Source organism: Ruminococcus sp. 1001136sp1_2201st1_G3_2201SCRN_220225 (assembly GCF_040924365.1).
Classification (GTDB): Bacteria; Bacillota; Clostridia; order Lachnospirales; family Lachnospiraceae; genus Blautia_A; species Blautia_A faecis.
The window spans coordinates 1-16,726 of sequence record NZ_JBCOME010000071.1; the positions used below are offsets into that span (position 1 = coordinate 1).

Consider the following 16,726-nt stretch of genomic DNA (forward strand, 5'->3'; position numbering starts at 1 on the left):
ACTCCAAAATGAAATGTAGGTATTTTTGTCGCTTACCTTTAGATATTTCACCTGTCTACTTGACAAGGGGCATATCAGAAGGAGTTGCGGCTTACCTGAGCTTTTTTTGTTATTTCCCCAATATTGATATCGGACAATTCTTTCTCCTTCAGTAATTCCAATAATGTAGTTGTAATTTGTTGTTTCACATAAGTGTTCTTATCTTGATTATTCATGATGGTACAAATCTCCCTGTTTTGTGCCATTTTTTTGAATGGCTTGATTTTAGCAAAAATTGATGATACATTTGGCACAACATAGATGGTACAAAAGTTCCATCAAAATGTCAAGGAGGAAGCATGAAAAAAGTACTTAAAATGATAGGAAAAATATTAGGAATCATTCTTTTAGTGATACTTGTGATTGGAATTATCGTTTATGCATTTGTATTGCAATATCCAAAGTTAAAGGATGATCCCAAAGTTGGAAAATCATTATACGGATACCGATGGAAAGGAAAAGATTTTGTATCATAATGGTTATGTGAATTATACAGAGACCATGAAAAAAGTGATGGAACAGGCAGGGATTAATGATGCAGATACCGTTCTTGTGACAGGGTACAGTGCCGGAGGATTTGGTCCTGCTGGCTGATGATGTGTTTACAAATTATTTCCCGGATGCAAAAAGCAAAAATGTGCTCGTAGATGCATCCTTACTTCTGAATAATGACTGGCATAGTATTGCAACTGATGTCTGGCAGACACCAAAGGAGATATTCGACAAACTGGTAAGTAACAATCTTACTTTTGACTGCTTTGCTTCATTACATAAAAAGTATGGAGACGATATCCATCTTCTTTTTGACTGTTCAACCAGAGATGGTGATTTGGCAAAGGTGCAGAATTATTTTGATGATGGAATTATGGATGTGGATGAAAAGCAGGCGGATGAGTTCCAACAGATACTAAAAGAGGCAATACCTGAGTTTAAAGAAGCTGGAGTAAGCCTGTTTATCTGGGATGGAGTACCTTGGTATGATGATCTGAGAAATATGACAGCACATACAATCATTGCAACCCCGGCAGTATGGATACCATTTGAAGATCAAAAAAATCTGTTGCAGAATGGCTGACAGATGCAATTGAGGGGAAAATGTCTGATTATGGAGTTGAACTGATTGATAAAAAATATGATTAGTACGAGAAGGAGAAAGAGATGTCACTTACAACAAAACGAGTAATACTTATTGCGATTATTGTTATTGTAGCATTCATTTTAGGAAGATTAGCAGTTAGAGCATTTATGAATTTCCTCTTGGGAGGAACCTTGTTTGGAGGGAATATTTTATGATGGAAATAAGTAAAGAAAAGAAGGAGAAAAAGAAAAGAATTGTGCCAATTTGGGTTTGTATTCTGATATTTATAGGTGCTTTTTTTGCGGGGATGATTTCAAAGGTTGCTATCAAGCCTGCATGGAGCACAAAGTACACAGCTACCTGGTCTGAGGAACTTGGAACAAAGATTACAGATATTTCCTATGGAGAGGCTAACAAATTTGACCTTTATTTGCCGAAAGATTCGACAAAGGATACCTATGGATTGGTTATTTATTTGCATGCAGGTGGTTTTACATCCGGAGATAAGACAGACGATGAAAATATGCTTGCATGGCTTTGCAGTAAAGGATATGTTGCAGCCGGTATCAATTATACCCTCCGCACCGATACAAACAATGCAAGTGTATTGTTACAGTCCAACGAGATTAAGGAAGCTATTCCTATAGTAGTTGAGGAAGCGAAAAATCAGGGTTATAACATTGATAAAATGACCGTAGCCGGCGGTTCTGCAGGACATGCTTTGGCAATGATTTATGCATACAGAGATGCGCAGGATGCTCCGGTACCGGTTGTATTTACTTTTGGAGCTGTAGGCCCATCTTGTTTCTATGTGGAAGATTGGGGTGTTTATGGACTTGATCAGAATACGGAAGAATCAAGAATTGCAGCAGCAAATCTGTTCAGTGTTATGGGTGGCGTAGAGATTACTCCGGAAGAGATACAGAACGGAAGTTATACAGAAAAAATGAAACCAATATCCGCAGCAGAATGGGTGAGTAAGAATCCAATCCCAACAGTAGTTGCGTATGGTACGTGCGATAAAGTTCAGCCATTCCTGGCATCATTAAGATTGAAGGAAGCATTAGAAGACAATGGTGTGGATTATAAATATTATGAGCTGCCACATTCAGGACATGGGCTTCAGAATGATAATAGGATTTCGGAACAATGGATGGAATCAATTGATGAATATTTGAATAAGTATATGCCGGTGAATTGATATGAAAAAGAAAGATATCATATTTTTGTTTGTGATAGTAATTATCGCCATTATATTAGGAGCAGTATGTGGCAAATTATTATTGGATAATATCATATGAAAAAGAAAACCAAAATCTTAATATATGTCATTACATTTATTGTCGTATTTCTAATCAGTGCCCTAATAAGGATTATGTTATTAGGGAGTGCTCCGGAAAGACTGATAAAAGTGGAATGGGACGAAAGTGTAGGTGAGATATATAGTAATCTTGATTATGAGAATGACAACGGAAATCAGTATGACCTGTATATTCCGTCAGGCTTAGATAAGTTAGAAAACCAGTATTTGATTCTGTTCATTCATGGTGGCAGTTTCAATTCCGGTTCCAAAGAAGACGGAGAGAGCTGGTGTAAATATTACGCTACAAAATGGTACATTACAGCTTCTGTTGATTATACGTTGCAGAATCAGGGCAAGGACGCATCAATCTATTTAATGAATGAAGAAATTGAAAATGCAGTAACGGCAATAAAGCAGAAGACAGAGGAATTGGGATATCATATTGCAGGAATGGCACCTTGCGGAGTGTCTGCGGGTGGAACGCTGGCGATGAATCTTGCATATAATGGTAATTCTGCGATTCCGGTCAAGTTCGTTTTTCAGTTGGCTGCGCCTACATACTTTGCCCCATCTGAATGGTCATTACTTATGAAAGTTGACCGATTGGATTCAGAAGAGAAATTTTGCAAAATGATGACGGGAAAAGAGTTGGAGGACTATGATACAGAGATTCAGAATATTTCCCCGGCGTGTATTGTAAATGAGGATTCCGTTCCATCGTTAATTGGATATGGACTTATCGACCATTGTGTGCCGTTAAGCCAAAAGTATTATTTGATAGAGGTATATGATAGGGACAATGTCATGTATGACTACATTGAATTTCCAAAGTCAAATCATGGCATGTATAACGACTTGGATAAGCTGCAGGAGTTTTTGGACAAATCCCTTGAGTATGCAAGAGTATATTTTACAAATTGATTTCATGATTGGTTTTTCTATTGCTAATGTATTATTTTCATGATTTCAATTATGTGAAGAAGAGACGGTATTACCGATTTACCCACATTTGCATCGTTCCATCAAGATACAATCTTGCATATTCAAGTGGTTCATCAATAGCAAGTGCATTTAATGCACAATCTGATCCAGGTGTTGTTTTTAAATTCTTTTCTGCTTCCCAGCAGTCAATGCGAAGCATATAGCCAGCACTGGTATATACATCAATGCTGTTTCTGTGTGGATTGTATTCTGCAAATATCGTTCTCATCGTATCAAATTTTTGCCCTTATCAGAGTTCGTAAACACTCATGGGACAATATAATGCAAGGGAAACAATAAGAGAAAGCTCACCTGCGACAAACTTAGTGTTTTCAAGGGCTTGAGAGATATTTGATAATAAAATATAACAATTATTAAATCCCATGGAATATATGAAATCTCAATTCAAGTTTATCGAACTATCAAAACGCAAAAAACAATATACTATATAATCAATGGGCGGCCGACTTAATAACGAGATCGTCTGCCATTTTTTATACGTATTATGGCTTCCACAAATTTTTTTCAAAAGAAGCTTTTATTGCTGCAAAAACTCGGCATCCTCAATCTACACAACTAGAAAAACCATGTCTTCGCCAAACAGAGATGAGGCACTCATTCAGATCTGCCGGAAGCAGTTTGTCCCATATTCCTATACCGTAAAAGAATTTTATGATTACTGGCTTTGGTATTATATGTGGAACGAAAAAGATATTTCTTATAATACTTACATGACATACCGGAACATCATATTAAATTACATTGATCCTGCACTCGGCACAATTTCTCTGCCTTCCCTGAAACGGAAAGATCTCTTACAGGTTCTCCTTAGGATTCCGTCTCCCACTGTACGAAAGCATGCCTGCGCCATTGTAAGCAGTTCCATGCAGGTCGCCAGGGACAAAAACTATATTTCCTGCAACATTGCCATGAAAATCACCGCCGAAGTAAACCGGCTGAAGAGGGCAGAAGAGCAGCAGCTTATGGACACATACTCTGCTAGGAAACGGACTGTAAAAGTATATTCTGCTGCCCAGTTAAACTGTCTCCAAAATATATGCCGGCAGGAAAAACCATCCCTTTACCTGCCCATGCTGCTGGCAACAGCAACTGGGCTCCGGATTTCAGAACTCCGAGCCTTAAAATATGAGAATATTGACTTTCTGAATAAATACGCATCTATCGAAACCCAGCTTGGACGCACAAAAATTTCCTTTTGTTTATTCTTTCTGAACAAATATTATGGAAGAAGGAAGAGAACAACTATAAAGAAAAATTTAAGAAATCAAGATAAAAAAAATAAAAATAATAATAATTTAAATTGAATTTCCTGCATATTATGGATATAATAATATCGGAGGTGCAAAAATATGTTAGTAGAATTTCGATTTAAAAATTATAGATCTTTCAGGGATGAAGCTGTTCTTTCTATGGAGGCAGTTGGACTTGCATCGTTTAAAAGCTGTCTGATCGAACAAAATAATATGAAGTTATTACCCGGTGTAGCTATTTATGGAAAAAATGGCGGTGGTAAGAGTAACGTAATCCGGGCATTTTGGTTAGCTGTTCAGTTTATTCGAAATGCACAGAGAATACAGCATGAAAAAGCTACAGTTCCCGTAGTACCTTTTGCACTCAATGATTATTCTGCGAATGAACCAACAGAGTTTGAATTTGATTATATTAATGACGGTATAAAATATTGGTATTCATTTTCTGCAACGAAGCAAAAAATAGTAAGAGAATCTTTATATCATGCACCCAAAGGCCAAAAAGCTCAGGTGTTTGTCAGAGAAGGACAGAAATTTACATTTACTGAGGATAAAGCAAGGAGAAAATTAATAAGTGAAGCGGTAGCTGAAAACCAGCTGTTTTTCTCAGTTGCATGTACAATGAATGATGCCATATGTATTAATGCAATGAAATGGTTTCGGGAAGATATTTTCTTTTCCAGGGATTATACCGACATTCCGAGGCAGCTGCTGGAATATTACAATGACAGCAATATGCTTAAAGCTATTTCGGATTATGCAAAAACAGCAGACTTTGGAATTGAAGAGATGCAGTTTGAGGTAGAAAACAAGGAAATTGGAAACGATCTTGAATTTCCTGATGATATTCCAGAAGGCGTGAAGGCTGCGCTGACATCATTTATCCAGATTTTGTCTGAGACTTCCAACAATTCGGAAGGCCAGCTGAAAATGAGCCAGGTAAAAGCGAAAACCAGGCATAAGGGCATTAATGCTGCAGGTGAGGACAAACTGTATCATCTGGAATTGGAGGATGAATCAGATGGAACAAGGAAACTGATGTCAATTGCACCTGCAATTGAGTCTGTCCTTAATAAAGGAGGAATTTTATTAGTAGACGAATTAGAGAGGGAATTACACCCTATGCTTGTTAATTTCATTATTGCAAAGTTTCAAAGCAAAAAAAGCAATCCTAATGGTGCCCAGATTATTTTCACCACGCATAACACTGAACTTATGAATTTAGAGTTTATGAGAAAAGATCAGATTTATTTTGCAGATAAAAAAAGGTCTGATGGCTCATCTGAGCTTTACAGCGTGACTGATTTTGTCACCAAGACAACCGATAATATCCGGAAAGGCTATTTGGTTGGAAAATATGGTGCCACTCCTAACATTGAGATTGAAGAGGTGGAATAATGGCAAGAAAAACTGGCGGCAGAGGATCTGGTAAAGTTATTATCAGAGTGTTTTGTGAAGGAGAAAGTGAACAGGCATATACTGAATTTTTGAAGCATAAATTCAGTGATGTGGCTGTAATTGAGTATCCGAAAGAAACTGGGTTATTTGACAGAGCAAGTGATCGTTTTGCTAAAGATCCATTGTACAGAGACTATAAAGAGGTTATTAACGAAATTTGGTTCTTCTTTGATGTTGAAACAAAGGATATTGATAAAGTAAATGAACGGTATCAAATAATAAAACGCTTAAGGAAATTTGGCAGGAATAAAAATACCCGTGTTCGTCTGTTGATGACAACGGGATGTATTGAATATTGGCTCATGCTGCACCGCAGATATTATACACCTTCTTTGCAAACTACTGCTGAGAAAGAGAAAGTGATCTCTGATATAAAGGTAGAAGAGCCTTTATATAAAAAGGGAAATAAAGAAATCACTGCGAAGATAGCAAAAGATTATCCGGTTGCAGTGAAAAATGCCAAAAAGACTTTGGCAAGACTTTTGGATGAAGGTATGCCGGGTTTGGAAGATACTGATGTACGAAATCAGTGGCTGCTCAGAAAATGTATGACCTTTTCCAATGTTTTTGAAGCCATCGAATTTCTGGAAAGTAAGGAACGCTGAAGGAATGGTTTTGGTAACATATTCCCAAATTTCCAAAGTATGTTTGGCGAAAAAGGAATTTTTGAAATGTATAGTGTTCCCACTGCACTATACATTTTTTATTTCTCGTCCTTTTTCCTTTACATAAAAATACACATAGGAGAAGCAAAACAATGCAAGAAAAAAGGACACCTGTATTTCAAAATGAAGACGGTTCCTGGGGACACGTCACCCAGACAGTAAATCCGCTTATCTGTACTATTGAATACAGCTATAATACCGGCTTTCCCTCAAAAAAGGAAGCAGAAGAGAGCTACCAGAAATCCCAGGATGCCTATTCCAACCAGATCCAGCAGCTGAAAAAATCCCGGAAGATCCCGTTTACCTTTTCTGAATATCTGGACTACTGGTTCCGTGAAGTCTACTCCCCTTATTCCACCAGCAAAAGTACCTTATTCAAATACCGCTGGGTCCTGTACCAGATCATCCTTCCACATCTTCAGAATGACGTTCTCCTGGACTGTGTCAGCGAAGAATTCCTGAATAAACTGCTGGATTCCTGCCAGGGATACTGCCAGAATGGAGGCTATTATGCCTATAAGCTGTTAAATATCATCTTATGGTCTGCTTACCAGAATAATTATATTCCGGAAAAGGAATTTCCCACGCTAAAACACTATTCGGACCCTCAGCATAAATCCGTATTCCTTTCCACCGAACAGATCCGGAAACTGCTTGACCAGGCTTCCACAACATCCTCTTATCTGGAAATCCTCCTTGCCCTTTTCTGCGGACTTTCTACAGGAGAAATCCTGGGACTGAAATATTCAGACCTCAATTCCAAAGAACATACCTTAACTATTCAGCGGCTCTGTACCGATAACAGGGCTCATCTTGACACTCCAACATTTAAGAACCTTTTTGGAACTGCCCAGAACCGGACCTTGAAAATACCAGATTTCATTTTCCAGGAGCTTTCCAAACGTAAAAAAGAAAACCGGCTGATCCTGGAAGCCAATCCTGATACAACAGAATTTCAGGATTATGTCTGCCTTGGCGCCACTGCCAGAATAAAATCCACTGCCACTCCCGGCTCAACACTTAGAAGTATCACAAAAAATGCCCTTCTGCCAGCTCTTAACATGACCGATCTCCGACATATGTCAGCCTACATACTGGCAGAAATGGGAGTGGATATCGAAAGCATTTCCCATATCCTTGGACACACAAAACTCAGTTCCACCATCGCATTCTGCTGTAATTTTCCTGATGAAAATAATGAAATTCAATCTGTATTAAGCAACACCCTGGATCCGGTTCTTGGCATCCGGAACAGTCTGGGAAAGGAGGTTTCCCATGCCCAAGGGAAAGAGCATTGAAAAACCATCTGTGAAGGATACTTTCTTTTTGGGAAGCGTTGTATCCTGTCTTCCCGGAAGGAGCATAAGTTTTATAACGTCCCGTAAGAGATACAGTTTCCGTTTTAAACTTGTTTTCCAGTCGGGAGTCTCAAAATCGATCCAGCGCGGTGGCTTTCCCACCCGGAAAGCAGCCCAGCTCGCCAGAGATGATGCACTCATTCAGATCTGCCGGAAGCAGTTTGTCCCGTATTCTTATACCGTAAAAGAATTTTATGATTACTGGCTCTGGTATTATATGTGGGACGAAAAAGATATTTCTTACAACACCTATATGACATACCGGAACATCATATTGAATTATATTGATCCTGCACTGGGTACCATTTCCCTGCCTTCCCTGAAACGGAAAGATCTCATCCAGGTTCTGCTTGGGATTCCGTCCCCCAATGTGCGAAGGCTCGCCTGTGCGGTTGTCAGCAGTTCCATGCAGGTTGCCAGGGACAGAAATTATATTTCCTGTAACATTGCCATGAAAATCACCGCAGAAGTGAACCGGCTGAAGAGGACAGAAGAGCAGCGTCTTATGTCCACACCTGCAGCCAGGAAACAGACTGCAAAAGTATATTCCTCTGCGCAGCTGAGCCGTCTCCAGAATGTATGCCGGCAGGAAGAACCATCCCTTTATCTGCCTATGCTGCTGGCAGCCGCAACCGGTCTCCGGGTTTCGGAACTCCGGGCCCTGAAGTATGATAACATCGACTTTCTGAACAAATGCGCATCTATCGAAACCCAGCTTGGACGCACAAAGGATGCAGATCCTGATAAAAACTACCACTCCATGCAATTCCAGGAAAAGAAGCTGAAAACGATAAACAGCCGCAGGAAAATTGTACTGCCTGACTATGTCCTGACGGAGATCCTGCTGGAGCGGCAGCGTTATGAACACAACCGGGCCACAGAACCGGATTTCTGTGATCTGGGCTATGTCTGCTGCCGCAAAAATGGTTTGCCCTATGGACAAAATTTTTACAAAAAACCGTATCAGCGTCTGTTAAAGAAATACAATTTTCCAAAGATCGACTGGCGGAAACTGCGCAATTCCAATGCTACCATCCTGGCTAACGAAAAAGTCAGCATGAAAGCCATTTCAAAAAACCTTGGGCATTCCAGTCCGGGTTTTACCAATACTGTATATGTAGAGCATCAGCCTCTGGTCTATGACCTCAGCAGACAGATGGAAGAGTATGTCTTACTTCATGGACTTCTGCCAGAATCCCCGGCAAAGAGAAGCAGCAAGGTAAATGCCTTTCCGGACGACTCGGCATATATGAAATATTTTTCGGATAAAATTTAAACTTTCATTTCTTTATAAGACGCACAGTGTAACGATCCGTTATATTGTGTGTCTTTTTTCTTCTGTATAAACAGGCGCTTTTGATTCCAATTCAGCCGAATTTAGTTTTTCCAATGTTTTCTTATAAAAATAAGCCTTTTCTATCATTTTCATACATATTATATATGCCTATAAAATAATTTTATTTAAAAAGATAAATCAGCTAAATTATTTTTTCCAAAAACAGGATTTCAAAATCCGACATAATAGTAATAAAGGCAGGAAAATACTGGTTCGAATGCCAGCCATCAGTCGGCACTGATGTTTTTACGCCTTATATAAGCAGGAGGTCCTTTATGCAGAAAAAAGCAGAAGAGAATGTATTTTTCTCACACAAAAATTTATGGTGCTGCCATACTCCGGTTGTAAACTTTAACTCTAAGACTATTGAACACCGTACCCGCACAGGGTTTCTGACACGGGACAATGCAGAAAAAGCTTATGAGAAAGCCAGCCGCCATTTCCCAAAAGAGCTTGCAAAGCTGAAAGCATCCAGCCCGTGTCCATTTACTTTCACGGAATACCTCAAACACTGGTATGAAAAGCTCTACGTCCCAGTGAGTACCAGTGGAAGCACAAAAGTAAAATACCACTGGATCATCTACCATATTATTCTGCCCCGGGTCACTGCCGATCCGCTTCTTCCATATGCAGATGCAGAATATATTGAAAACCTGATTGAATCCTGCAGGAACTATTGCGCAAGTGCAGAATATGCCGTTTATAAATTATTATACAGGATCCTTTATTCTGCATGGGACCAGGGATTCCTTGAAACATGCCTGGCATCTGACATCACAGAACGCAAAGAACCGAAATCCAGCCTTCGTATTTATACCAAAGAACAGCTGAAATTATTCCTGCACGCCGTGCATGAAGATCCATATGCACACCGCCTGGAGTTTCTTCTGGCACTGTTCTGCGGACTGCGTCCTGGTGAGATCCTCGGGCTTACTTATAACAACTTCGATTCCAGCACCCAAACCTTAAACATCCATAAACAATATACAAAAGATGGACGCCTTCCTTCTGAATCAGCAGATTCCATATACAGCTGTAAGAAGTTGGAAGGAGACCGGTACCGTTCTTTTCAGATCCCGGATTTTGTCTGTGAGGAACTTGTCCTCCGGCAGGAAAAAAATATGTGTTTCTTTCGCAACCATCCGGATAAAAAGGATAATGATAACTTCTGCATCAGCAGCCGTGGGAAAGTAAAAACCCTGGAAACCCTAAATACAAGATTAAAATACATCACGGAAAAGAATGGACTTCCCATTATCACCATGTATGATCTCCGTGATATGTATGTCTGGATCCTGTTAGAAAAAGACTGCCCCTGGGAAGAAATCCAAAAGCTTACCGGAGGGGTTAAAATGGAACGCTTTTTAGGAACCTCATAAAAATCCATAACAGAAAGGAAAATGATAAAATGCCACAGAACACGATCAACCCGACAAAACTCAAAGACATTTTCTCAAACGGAAACCTGGTCCTGGCAACGCTTTCAGCCCATCCGCTTTACATTACCGCCCGAAACCAGTATTGTTACCGTATGAATTGCACCTTCGAATCAGGACGCCGCAAAATGGTTCAGACAAAATATTACGATACAGAAGCAGAAGCCGAGGCTATGTATCCAGTTTACAAAAAACAGGTGGAAGAAAAGCGGATTACTGTTTTTAAGTGTACTGTACAGGAATTCCATGCATACTGGACGCATTCCTACTGTTTTGACAATACGTACAACCGGTCTATTGCAGCTTATATTCTTCCGGTCCTCGGAAAACATTTCATGGACAACGTGACTGCCAGCGATCTGACGGATGTCCTTGCAAAAGTTCCATCTTCCGAATTTTACAGGGTATGTGATGCTGTAACCTGTTTTTTCCGGGCTGCACGGAACCATTACTGTACAACGCAGGATAACAGTGCGGATGCAGTCCGCATAATGAAAGAAAGAAAAAAAGCAGAAGAGGATCTGCATAATTATTACGAAGTTCCTTCCGGTACCTATTCTCCACAGCAGCTTCTCCAAATGCTGCAGATCTGCAAACTGGAAGCACCGACCATCTATCTTCCCATGCTTCTGGCATCCACTGCCGGCCTGAGGATTTCAGAAATCCTTACGGTCACGTTCCGGGATATTCATTTTTACAACCAGACCATCTGTCTGCAGCTTCCCGTAAAAGATGATCTTCCCAGTCGAACGGATACCATCACCATCCCGGAAGAAAACAAGAAAATGGTATACCTGGCCGATTTTGTGATGGACGAGATCCGGCTCCAGAGGGAACGCTTGGAAGCCTGTCAGAAAACAGCCCCGGATTTCAATCCTTCCGGATACCTGATCTGGGGACGAAACGGTTTCCAGAGACAAAATAATTTTATCAACAAGCCTTACGCCAGGATCTGCGCCAAATGTCCGTTTCCTACCTTTCCGTGGAAAGAACTTCGAAGAATAAAGTTATCAGCCAGCAGCATGAAACGATTTGCCGAAACCCTTGGGGCTGAAAATTCCGGACAGCCTCAGCCACGCGAGATTCCAAAAATTCCAATTGACAGAAGTGACCTGATAGAATTGATGAAATAATCAGCCAGCCAATATATGAAAGCAAAATGAAAGCCATCTCTTGAAAACTACCGCATTTCATCATGCGTGTTTAAAAGGGATGGCTTTCATTTTTTTCTTCATAATATAGGAATAAATATTTACAGCAGGAAAGTGACCAAACAGGAATTTTATAATTTCCGTCAATCCTAACAAGATATAATAAATAACACTAAATAACACTAAATAACACGAAATAGCACTAAATAACATTTTATAGCATTCCTTGATACTACCCGATATTTTATACTTTTTTCCTGTTATTCTAGCCGGATTTTCTATATAATGGTCATTTCAATGCGAAAAATCCCATGATTTTCTGAATTTTCCCGAATAAAAATTATATACTTGAACTTCTAAGCGTTTCTGTTTATAATAAAAACACTGTTAATGGTCCTGTTTTCCGGTATCAAAATGGTCTCACGCATTTCCAGATGCTGAGGTTATTTTTTTGCTTGAAAATAGAAAAAAGTGACCAAACCCATTTTTAACTAAAAAACCGGCTTAAAAGTGCCCCTCTGTTTTTCAGATTTTTAGAACGAAAAGACAGATTTTTGAGTCCTAAAACGCATATTACAGCAAGTTACATTTCCTAAAAATTCATGGTTTTATTGTTGTATATGCACAATTATCGAAAGGAATAGTATGAGAAAATTAGCACTTAGTGACGAAATATTGCTTAGTGTTGACAAAGCAGCCCGCTATATCGGCGGGGAAGTCAACTCTATTATGAAAGACAAGGATAAAGTGACCACTAGAGTCGCATTTAGCTTCCCGGATGTCTACGAGATCGGCATGTCCAACCTTGGTATGATGCTTCTTTATAATATGTTCAATAAACGCCCTGATGTCTGGTGTGAGCGAGTTTATTCCCCATGGCTTGATCTTGATAAGCTTATGAGAGAACAGAATATCCCGTTATTTGCCCTGGAGTCCCAGGATCCTATCAGGGATTTTGATTTCCTGTGCATTACACTTGGATATGAAATGTGTTACACCAACGTACTCCAGACACTGGATCTTTCCCAGATTCCGCTGAAAGCAGCTGACCGTGACGAGTCATGTCCTATTGTGATCGGCGGCGGTGCGTGTGCATATAATCCAGAGCCGCTGGCAGCCTTTTTTGACCTGTTTTATATTGGTGAAGGAGAAACTGTGTATGATGCGCTTTTTGATGCATACAAGGCCAATAAGGAAGCCGGAGGCAGCAGGGAGGAGTTCCTTCTGAAGGCAGCTCAGATTCCGGGAATTTATGTTCCGGCATTTTATGATGTCACATACAAAGAAGACGGTACAATTGCATCCTTTGCACCAAATCGTCCGGGAGTTCCCGAGAAGGTCCAGAAGCAGCTGATCGTAGATATGGATAAAGGATATTGCCCGATTGAAAAACCGGTTGTTCCTTTTATCAAAGCTACACAGGATCGTGTCACTTTGGAAATCCAGCGAGGATGTATCCGTGGCTGTCGTTTCTGCCAGGCAGGTATGATCTACAGACCTCTCCGCGAACGCGATGTAGAAGAACTGAAGGAATCTGCAAGAGCTATGCTGAAAAATTCCGGTCATGAAGAAATTTCCCTCAGTTCCTTAAGTTCCAGTGATTACACCCATCTGGAAGAGCTGGTAAACTTCCTGATCGACGAATTTAAATCTGCAGGTGTTAATATTTCCCTGCCGTCACTTCGTATTGATGCTTTTGCCCTGGATGTTATGAGCAAGGTTCAGGATATTAAGAAAAGCAGCCTTACTTTTGCCCCGGAAGCTGGTTCCCAGAGACTTCGTGATGTAATTAACAAAGGACTTACCGAAGAAGTGATCCTTCACGGTGCGCATGAGGCATTTGTGGGCGGATGGAACCGTGTGAAGCTTTATTTCATGCTTGGACTTCCTACTGAAACAGAAGAAGACATGAAGGGAATTGCTCATCTGGCAGAGCGTATTGCAGAAGAATATTACGATACCGTTCCAAAGGAAAAACGCCATGGAAAGGTTCAGATCGTAGTCAGCACCTCCTTCTTTGTGCCAAAGCCATTTACCCCATTCCAGTGGGCTCCAATGTATACAGAACAGGATTTTATTGACAAGGCAAAAGTAGTAAAAGAAGAAATCCGTGCACAGCTGAACCAAAAGAGTATTAAGTACAACTGGCATGAACCAGATGTAACCACACTAGAAGGCTTCCTTGCAAGAGGTGACCGCCGTGCTTCTGAAGTTATCTTAAAAGCCTATGAAAAAGGTGCCCTTTACGATGCCTGGTCAGAAAGCTTCCGCTACGACATCTGGAAAGAGGCTTTTGCAGAAACAGGAATTGACATTGAATTCTACACACTCCGAGAGAGAAGCACAGATGAAATCCTCCCATGGGATTTCATAGATGCAGGTGTTACCAAGGAGTTTCTGATCCGTGAGTGGAAACAGGCAAAAGGCGAAGTAGTTACACCAAACTGCCGTCAGAAATGTGCAGGCTGCGGAGCAAGACGTTATGAAGGAGGCGTATGTTATGAAGGTAAGAATTAAATTTACGAAAGAAGGGCCTATGAAATTTGTAGGACATCTTGACACCATGCGCTACTTCCAGAAAGCCATCCGCCGCGCAGAGCTTCCAATTGCTTTTTCGGGAGGTTACAGCCCTCATATGATCATGTCCTTTGCTGCTCCTCTTGGAGTTGGCGTTACCAGTACAGGGGAATATTTCGATATGGAGCTTACCGCTACGATTCCTACTGATGAAATCTGTCAACGTCTTAACAGCCAGATGGTAGATGGTATTCATGTTTTAAGTGCCCGCCAGGTGGAAGATGGAAAAGCGAGCAAGGCAATGTCCCTGGTGGCAGCAGCTGATTATCTGGTAGAGTTCCGTCCTGGAAAAGCACCAGCAGATGGATGGCAGACAAGAATTACGGAATTTTTAAAGCAGCCTGAGATCCTTGTTACAAAAGAAACAAAAAAAGGCGAAAAACAGGTAGACATCCGACCTTTTATTTACAAAATGAATTTACAGAATGACAACCGCATTTTCTTAAGTCTTGCTTCTGCAAGTGCCAACTATACCAAACCAGATGCTGTAATGGATGCATTTACCAGCTGGCTGGGACAGGAGCTTCCGGAATTTGCCTGCATGATTCATCGTCTGGAAGTATATGCAGATCTTGGAAATGAGAAAAAACATAAATTTGTATCGTTGGAATCCCTTGGCGTGGAAGTTCAATAAACTTAAAACAGGTGAATCAAGTGACGAAATTAATTCTAACAACCATGGAACTTTGCGGTAACAAATGCCATGCCTGTGCAATCGAGGAAGAAGGTCAGATTATGGAGCTTCGCCTGGAGGCAGCCGCCCGACAGTCCATTCTCGGAAATATTTATGTAGGACAGGTGGAAAATATTGCTTCTAATATCCAGGCAGCATTTGTTCTTATTGCACCTGGAGTACGCGGTTATTTTCCTCTTCAGGAAGCAGAGCAGGTTATCTATGCATCCGGGAAAGCACCTGGCAGTCCCTTGCGTCCGGGTGACCAGATTCTGGTGCAGGTAAGCCGTGATGCCATGAAAGGCAAGCTGCCCGCACTGACTGCAAACTTAAATTTTACCGGTAAGTATCTGGTGCTCACCACAGGAGAAAAAAAGTTCGGACTTTCCGGCAAGCTCTCTGGTACAGAACGCCACACTTTATCCGGCTGGCTGGAAGCAGAGGCTGCACGTCCGGATAAGGAATATGGCCTGATCGTCCGCACCAACGCAGCCCAGGCTGAAAAGGCTGAAATCCTTCAGGAGCTTTCTTATCTGAAATCACTGTATGAAAAAGTTGCTGTCAACGGCAAAAGCCGTACCTGTTTCAGCCTTCTCTACGAAACAGAACCCATTTACCTTACCATTCTCCGTGATATTTACAGCGAAAATCTCACAGACATTGTAACAGATGATCCTGAAATTTTTCAGCAGATCACTTCTTATTTGAAGGAAACAAGTCCGGAGGAAGAAAGCAAAGCCCGTTTTTATCAGGACAAACTTCTTCCGTTATACAAGCTTTCCCGCATGGAAAACGCGCTGGATGAGGTTCAAAAGGAAAAAATCTGGCTGAACAGCGGCGGGTTTATTGTGATCCAGCAGACAGAAGCCTTTGTCTCCATCGATGTAAACAGCGGGAAATTTACCGGAAAGAAAAAAGCCGAAGAAACCTATCGCAAAATCAATCTGGAAGCAGCTAAGGAAATTTCACGACAACTGCGGCTTCGCAACCTGTCCGGAATTATTCTTATTGATTTTATCAATATGACAAACCCGGATCATAACGACGAGCTTTTTCATGTATTGCAGAAATATCTGAGGAAGGATCCGGTGAAATGTAAAGCCATAGATATTACGCCGCTTCATATTCTGGAGATGACACGAAAGAAAGTCAGAAAACCGGTAATCGAGGAGATCAGGCAGATAAAGTCAGGAGATTTTTCGAACACGCTCTAAATAAAACTATAAAAAATTCCTTTTTCGTATTTTCGAAATTATTACAAGCAGCAAACCAGAAACATGGGTTTTCGTTTTTATTTTTTTACAATTTTTTTTACAAAACCTCTGTCAAGCGTTTTTGAAAATGTCCCAAAATAATTGAAGTATTAGCCCCGGCTTTTTGCTGGGGCTTGTTAAATTGAT

18 protein-coding genes are annotated in these 16,726 nt (G+C 40.7%); 16 read left to right on the top strand and 2 right to left on the bottom strand.

Annotation, left to right across the window (positions count from 1 at the left end; genetic code table 11):
* Positions 1-74: 74 nt before the first annotated feature.
* Entirely contained in the window at positions 75-215 is a 141-nt protein-coding gene (locus tag AB5642_RS17515) for a hypothetical protein (protein ID WP_173719526.1), read from the bottom strand.
* 123 nt (positions 216-338) lie between these two features.
* Between AB5642_RS17515 and AB5642_RS17520 the strand changes: the two genes are divergently transcribed.
* The 6 genes from AB5642_RS17520 to AB5642_RS17545 all read left to right on the top strand — a co-directional run bounded on the left by AB5642_RS17520 (position 339) and on the right by AB5642_RS17545 (position 3,341).
* A complete protein-coding gene (locus AB5642_RS17520) occupies positions 339-515 on the top strand; it encodes a hypothetical protein (RefSeq protein WP_202017130.1) in 177 nt (58 codons plus the stop codon).
* On the top strand, positions 505-633 hold the full coding sequence (locus tag AB5642_RS17525) for a hypothetical protein (protein WP_255610493.1): 129 nt from the start codon (positions 505-507) through the stop codon (positions 631-633). Before AB5642_RS17520 ends, AB5642_RS17525 begins: the two co-directional genes overlap by 11 nt.
* Positions 605-1,114 (top strand): hypothetical protein, encoded by a 510-nt coding sequence (locus tag AB5642_RS17530; RefSeq protein WP_202017129.1) that lies wholly within the window; start codon positions 605-607, stop codon positions 1,112-1,114. The genes AB5642_RS17525 and AB5642_RS17530 overlap by 29 nt, the downstream gene beginning before the upstream one ends.
* 83 nt (positions 1,115-1,197) lie before the next feature.
* On the top strand, positions 1,198-1,332 hold the full coding sequence (locus tag AB5642_RS17535) for a hypothetical protein (protein WP_255610492.1): 135 nt from the start codon (positions 1,198-1,200) through the stop codon (positions 1,330-1,332).
* Complete coding sequence (locus AB5642_RS17540; protein ID WP_173719525.1) at positions 1,329-2,318, top strand: alpha/beta hydrolase; 990 nt, start codon at positions 1,329-1,331, stop codon at positions 2,316-2,318. Before AB5642_RS17535 ends, AB5642_RS17540 begins: the two co-directional genes overlap by 4 nt.
* Positions 2,319-2,492: 174 nt before the next feature.
* Complete coding sequence (locus AB5642_RS17545; RefSeq protein WP_173719524.1) at positions 2,493-3,341, top strand: alpha/beta hydrolase; 849 nt, start codon at positions 2,493-2,495, stop codon at positions 3,339-3,341.
* A gap of 70 nt (positions 3,342-3,411) precedes the next feature.
* On the opposite strand, the gene AB5642_RS17550 is transcribed toward AB5642_RS17545, so the two are convergent.
* Entirely contained in the window at positions 3,412-3,630 is a 219-nt protein-coding gene (locus AB5642_RS17550) for a DUF6061 family protein (RefSeq protein ID WP_173719523.1), read from the bottom strand.
* 358 nt (positions 3,631-3,988) lie between these two features.
* Between AB5642_RS17550 and AB5642_RS17555 the strand changes: the two genes are divergently transcribed.
* The 10 genes from AB5642_RS17555 (at position 3,989) to AB5642_RS17600 (ending at position 16,540) form a co-directional block, all read left to right on the top strand.
* A complete protein-coding gene (locus tag AB5642_RS17555; protein ID WP_173719522.1) occupies positions 3,989-4,726 on the top strand; it encodes a tyrosine-type recombinase/integrase in 738 nt (245 codons plus the stop codon).
* Between the two features lie 45 nt (positions 4,727-4,771).
* Positions 4,772-6,070: an ATP/GTP-binding protein gene (locus AB5642_RS17560; protein WP_173719521.1), complete on the top strand. Its 1,299-nt coding sequence runs from the start codon at positions 4,772-4,774 to the stop codon at positions 6,068-6,070.
* Positions 6,070-6,735 carry an RloB domain-containing protein gene (locus AB5642_RS17565; protein WP_173719520.1) on the top strand — a complete coding sequence of 222 codons (666 nt, stop codon included), beginning with the start codon at positions 6,070-6,072 and terminating at the stop codon, positions 6,733-6,735. Before AB5642_RS17560 ends, AB5642_RS17565 begins: the two co-directional genes overlap by 1 nt.
* A gap of 152 nt (positions 6,736-6,887) precedes the next feature.
* Positions 6,888-8,093 (top strand): site-specific integrase, encoded by a 1,206-nt coding sequence (locus AB5642_RS17570; RefSeq protein ID WP_173719519.1) that lies wholly within the window; start codon positions 6,888-6,890, stop codon positions 8,091-8,093.
* Positions 8,071-9,429: a site-specific integrase gene (locus tag AB5642_RS17575; protein WP_173719518.1), complete on the top strand. Its 1,359-nt coding sequence runs from the start codon at positions 8,071-8,073 to the stop codon at positions 9,427-9,429. The genes AB5642_RS17570 and AB5642_RS17575 overlap by 23 nt, the downstream gene beginning before the upstream one ends.
* Positions 9,430-9,764: 335 nt before the next feature.
* Positions 9,765-10,868, top strand: a complete 1,104-nt coding sequence (locus tag AB5642_RS17580; RefSeq protein ID WP_173719517.1) for a site-specific integrase — start codon at positions 9,765-9,767, stop codon at positions 10,866-10,868.
* 29 nt (positions 10,869-10,897) lie between these two features.
* Positions 10,898-12,058 carry a site-specific integrase gene (locus tag AB5642_RS17585; protein WP_173719516.1) on the top strand — a complete coding sequence of 387 codons (1,161 nt, stop codon included), beginning with the start codon at positions 10,898-10,900 and terminating at the stop codon, positions 12,056-12,058.
* Positions 12,059-12,721: 663 nt separating this feature from the next.
* Complete coding sequence (locus AB5642_RS17590; RefSeq protein ID WP_173719515.1) at positions 12,722-14,593, top strand: TIGR03960 family B12-binding radical SAM protein; 1,872 nt, start codon at positions 12,722-12,724, stop codon at positions 14,591-14,593.
* Complete coding sequence (locus AB5642_RS17595; protein ID WP_118580164.1) at positions 14,577-15,287, top strand: TIGR03936 family radical SAM-associated protein; 711 nt, start codon at positions 14,577-14,579, stop codon at positions 15,285-15,287. The genes AB5642_RS17590 and AB5642_RS17595 overlap by 17 nt, the downstream gene beginning before the upstream one ends.
* A 20-nt stretch (positions 15,288-15,307) precedes the next feature.
* Positions 15,308-16,540 (top strand): ribonuclease E/G, encoded by a 1,233-nt coding sequence (locus AB5642_RS17600; protein WP_237926058.1) that lies wholly within the window; start codon positions 15,308-15,310, stop codon positions 16,538-16,540.
* The last annotated feature ends 186 nt before the right edge of the window (positions 16,541-16,726 follow it).

Excerpts from the sequence above, each read along its gene's own strand:
- AB5642_RS17515 (WP_173719526.1), bottom strand. The coding sequence starts at position 215 with ATGAATAATCAAGATAAGAACACTTATGTGAAACAACAAATTACAACT.
- AB5642_RS17520 (WP_202017130.1), top strand. The coding sequence starts at position 339 with ATGAAAAAAGTACTTAAAATGATAGGAAAAATATTAGGAATCATTCTT.
- AB5642_RS17535 (WP_255610492.1), top strand. The coding sequence starts at position 1,198 with ATGTCACTTACAACAAAACGAGTAATACTTATTGCGATTATTGTTATT.
- AB5642_RS17540 (WP_173719525.1), top strand. The coding sequence starts at position 1,329 with ATGATGGAAATAAGTAAAGAAAAGAAGGAGAAAAAGAAAAGAATTGTG.
- AB5642_RS17545 (WP_173719524.1), top strand. The coding sequence starts at position 2,493 with ATGTTATTAGGGAGTGCTCCGGAAAGACTGATAAAAGTGGAATGGGAC.
- AB5642_RS17550 (WP_173719523.1), bottom strand. The coding sequence starts at position 3,630 with ATGAGAACGATATTTGCAGAATACAATCCACACAGAAACAGCATTGAT.
- AB5642_RS17555 (WP_173719522.1), top strand. The coding sequence starts at position 3,989 with ATGTCTTCGCCAAACAGAGATGAGGCACTCATTCAGATCTGCCGGAAG.
- AB5642_RS17560 (WP_173719521.1), top strand. The coding sequence starts at position 4,772 with ATGTTAGTAGAATTTCGATTTAAAAATTATAGATCTTTCAGGGATGAA.
- AB5642_RS17565 (WP_173719520.1), top strand. The coding sequence starts at position 6,070 with ATGGCAAGAAAAACTGGCGGCAGAGGATCTGGTAAAGTTATTATCAGA.
- AB5642_RS17570 (WP_173719519.1), top strand. The coding sequence starts at position 6,888 with ATGCAAGAAAAAAGGACACCTGTATTTCAAAATGAAGACGGTTCCTGG.
- AB5642_RS17575 (WP_173719518.1), top strand. The coding sequence starts at position 8,071 with ATGCCCAAGGGAAAGAGCATTGAAAAACCATCTGTGAAGGATACTTTC.
- AB5642_RS17580 (WP_173719517.1), top strand. The coding sequence starts at position 9,765 with ATGCAGAAAAAAGCAGAAGAGAATGTATTTTTCTCACACAAAAATTTA.
- AB5642_RS17585 (WP_173719516.1), top strand. The coding sequence starts at position 10,898 with ATGCCACAGAACACGATCAACCCGACAAAACTCAAAGACATTTTCTCA.
- AB5642_RS17590 (WP_173719515.1), top strand. The coding sequence starts at position 12,722 with ATGAGAAAATTAGCACTTAGTGACGAAATATTGCTTAGTGTTGACAAA.
- AB5642_RS17595 (WP_118580164.1), top strand. The coding sequence starts at position 14,577 with ATGAAGGTAAGAATTAAATTTACGAAAGAAGGGCCTATGAAATTTGTA.